We start from the raw sequence: 3,461 nt of genomic DNA, 5'->3' as shown, positions 1-3,461 counted from the left end.
AAAAAAATCATCCTAAAAAAATAATATGGGTAGTTTATAAACAAAAACCGCCTCAAGGAAAATGAGACGGCTTCTTCAAATTACCACCTTTCATTTGGCTTAGCCAAAACTTAAAATCTGCGTAATCCTGTATAATCTGCAAGAATCATTTTAAAAATAAAAAAAATCAAAGAAAAATTTTCTACGCAAAAAGATTGCGCAATACTGTTTTTACTTTGCATCAGAAATCAGAGAGGAAGTATCAACCTTCCCATGTTTAACAATAAAAACAGTAACCATGAAATTTAATTTTTTAAAAAAAGAAAATAAAAAAGTAGTACAGAACTACGAAGGTGCAAAAGCATGTGCCATGACGCCTGCAGAAGAATTGTATAGTGCTGTTGTTACAACAGGACTGTCAGATGCCAACTACGAAAAAGGAAATGACAGATTGGCGAGAATCCAGTCTCTGATCAAAAAAAATGATCCTGAATTTGTGGCAAAGCTGGCCGTATATGCAAGAAAAGATATGTACCTGAGATCTATCCCATTGGTTTTGACAACTGAATTAGCAAAGCAGACTTCGGGTACAGACCTTGTAAGCAAAACAGTAGATGGAGTCGTTCAGAGAGCAGATGAAATCACAGAATTGCTGGCGTATTACCAGCTTGCCAACAAAAGAACAGATACCAAGAAACTGAACAAACTGTCCAAACAGATTCAGAAAGGTCTGGTAAAATCCTTCAATAAGTTTGATGAATACCAGTTTGCAAAATACAACAGAAAAGCAGAAGTAACGCTGAAAGATGCATTATTCCTGGTTCATCCGAAAGCTAAAGATGAAGATCAGCAGACAGTTTTCAACAAAATTGCTAACAATACACTGGAAACTCCTTATACATGGGAAGTGGAGCTTTCCGTTTTGGGTCAGACGAAATTTGCAAATGATGCAGAAAGAAAACTGGCTTTCAAAAATAAATGGGAAGAATTGATCTTCAGCAACAAACTGGGGTATATGGCAACCATGAGAAACCTGAGGAATATCCTGGAAGCTAAAGTATCATCTGATGCGATGAGCAAAGTGTGCAGATATCTTTCCGATGAAAGAGCCGTAACCAATTCAAAACAGCTTCCATTCCGATTCCTGGCGGCTTACAGAGAATTAAAAAGCTTTGATTCTCCTTATCTGTCATCAGTACTGGAAGCATTGGAAAATGCTGTTGTGGTAAGTGCCAGAAACATCAAAGGCTTTGGTTTTGAGACATCAGTGGTGATCGCGGCCGACGTGTCAGGTTCTATGCAGAAAGCAGTTTCCAGCAAAAGTAAAATTTTACTGTATGATATCGGTTTGCTGATGTCTATGATCTTGCAGTCACAGTGTAAAAATGTGGTAACGGGTATCTTCGGTGACCGTTGGCTGAGAGTTCCAATGCCGAAAAACGGTATTTTAAGGAATGTAGATGCATTCTACAAACGTGAAGGTGAAGTAGGATATTCCACCAATGGTTATCTGGTAATTGAAGATCTCATCAAAAGAAAAGAGCAGGTGGATAAAGTAATGCTTTTCACCGATACTCAGATGTGGGATAGCACAGGAAACAGAAACTCTTTTGAAGACGTGTGGAAAAAGTACAAAGCCATCGCGCCTCATGCAAAGCTGTATATTTTTGACCTTGCAGGTTATGGTACGCAGCCGCTTGATATCAGAAAGGATGATGTACACCTTATTGCAGGTTGGTCAGACAAAATTTTCGATGTATTGAATGCTTTGGAAGACAAAAAATCTGCAGTGAAAATGATTCAAAAAGTAGTGCTGTAACAGGCACTGCTTTTAAAATATAGAATAAAACAATCAATATATTCAGGAGCTTAATCCCGCTTTCCACTTTATCTTTTTCGCCAAAGCTTTCTTCAAGCCATTCAGAAAAAGGATGCCGTTGCAATCGGGGCTATAATTAAACAATATACTATGAAACTCATTAATACCATTGAAATTAGTCCGTTACGATATTCTAAGGAAGAATTCGAATTGCCGGAAATTTCAGATTATCCCGATCCCGAAGAATGGTTTGCCAAATGGGAAGAAGTAGTTTCTCAGCTGAATTTTAATTTTGAAGCTATTGAGAAAGGATCTTCTCTGGTGGATATTGAAACTATCGATGATGAAAATCTTAAGATGATTATAGAAGCCAAAATGGAAGATACGGAATCAGACGAATCTGAAGAAGATATTGGTATCATGGCCTTTGACGGCGGAATTGTATTAAAAATAGAAGATAAAATACTGATACAACCTAACTGTTGTGGTGATATAAGTAATATTGAAGATTGGGAAAATATTTTTAAGACACCAACTTCAGAATGGAGAATGCTTTGGATAGGACATCCGTGGGTGTTTTACAAAAGAGAAAATGGGAAAGTCTTCTTCTCAGAATATACAGAATCCAATGTGGAAGATGTTGAAAATATAAAAATTGTTGCAGAAGTAGAAGAATCCGAACTTAAAACTGAGTTGGAAAAAGTAATCACGCAACAAATCAATTTAAAAAGCAGAATATTATCTGTTTTAAAAACGATGAATTATAAATATCCCGAGAAAATTTCAAAACAATTGGCTGGAATTAAATAATGACATAGGAAACGGAGGTGTTAAGAAAATAAGCTATACGAACGTTAAGAAAATTCTACTGTCTGAAGCGCGACACAGAAAGTGAAACGAAGAAGTAATAGTAAATTCGCGCAAGTTTTAGAATTTTTAGAAAGTGTAGGTTATTTTTAGCCGGAGTTTCCAGGTCTTGAACTTTTGGTTCTTTTGCTTCAAGGCAAAACGAACAAATATTTAAATAAAGAATAAAACTGTTTAAAAAGCAATGGGAAATCTATTTTACAGAATTGAAAAGGATCTTAAAGAAGGCAGAAAGAAAAAGGCATGCGACAGATTAAGAAATATGATCAATCAGTTTCCTAATGATCTTTCCCTAAGAAAAAAATTAGGACAGATTTATTTTGAAGCAGGATTTCTTGATGAAGCAGGTAAGTTCTGGATTCTGTCTACACCTGAGAATAATGAAATGGAAAATGCAGTAGAGATTTACAGAAAGTCTTTAAGCAATTCAGGAAATGCTATTTTAAAAGATATTATTTTCAGAGGAGATAAAAATCTGCTTGATGAATATGCATGGAAAGTAATTACTGAACTTGAACAACATAGTCTTAAAATCACAAAATATATTCCTGTTTTCAAAGCCAAAACGAGAGAGAAAGAAAACTATTCAGAAAACAAAACAGGCTTTTTTAGTAAAATCGGAATTTGTTTAATCATAGGATTTATTATATCGCTTCCTTTATTAGGTATTTTTAAACTTTTTGAAATGATTTCATCATTATTTTCTTAATAAATTTAATCTACGTAAAAAGATTGCGTACTCACAATATAATTTTGCAGTGTTAATAATACTGGTGCCGTTAGAAAGACCTCCTTC

Annotated in this window: 3 protein-coding genes; all 3 read left to right on the top strand. The window is 35.0% G+C overall.

Going from position 1 to position 3,461, the window contains the following annotated elements; all coding sequences use genetic code 11:
* The first annotated feature begins 277 nt into the window (after nucleotides 1–277).
* The 3 genes from NK356_RS23925 to NK356_RS23915 all read left to right on the top strand — a co-directional run bounded on the left by NK356_RS23925 (nucleotide 278) and on the right by NK356_RS23915 (nucleotide 3,374).
* Nucleotides 278–1,798 carry a TROVE domain-containing protein gene (locus NK356_RS23925; protein WP_253318237.1) on the top strand — a complete coding sequence of 507 codons (1,521 nt, stop codon included), beginning with the start codon at nucleotides 278–280 and terminating at the stop codon, nucleotides 1,796–1,798.
* A gap of 150 nt (nucleotides 1,799–1,948) precedes the next feature.
* Nucleotides 1,949–2,608 carry a hypothetical protein gene (locus NK356_RS23920; RefSeq protein WP_253318236.1) on the top strand — a complete coding sequence of 220 codons (660 nt, stop codon included), beginning with the start codon at nucleotides 1,949–1,951 and terminating at the stop codon, nucleotides 2,606–2,608.
* A gap of 241 nt (nucleotides 2,609–2,849) precedes the next feature.
* Nucleotides 2,850–3,374 (top strand): DUF6584 family protein, encoded by a 525-nt coding sequence (locus NK356_RS23915; RefSeq protein WP_253318235.1) that lies wholly within the window; start codon nucleotides 2,850–2,852, stop codon nucleotides 3,372–3,374.
* Nucleotides 3,375–3,461 lie beyond the last annotated feature (87 nt).

The sequence above is a fragment of the Chryseobacterium sp. S0630 genome (assembly GCF_024158915.1).
Taxonomy (GTDB): domain Bacteria; phylum Bacteroidota; class Bacteroidia; order Flavobacteriales; family Weeksellaceae; genus Chryseobacterium.
This window is presented reverse-complemented; position numbering and strand designations above follow the sequence as displayed.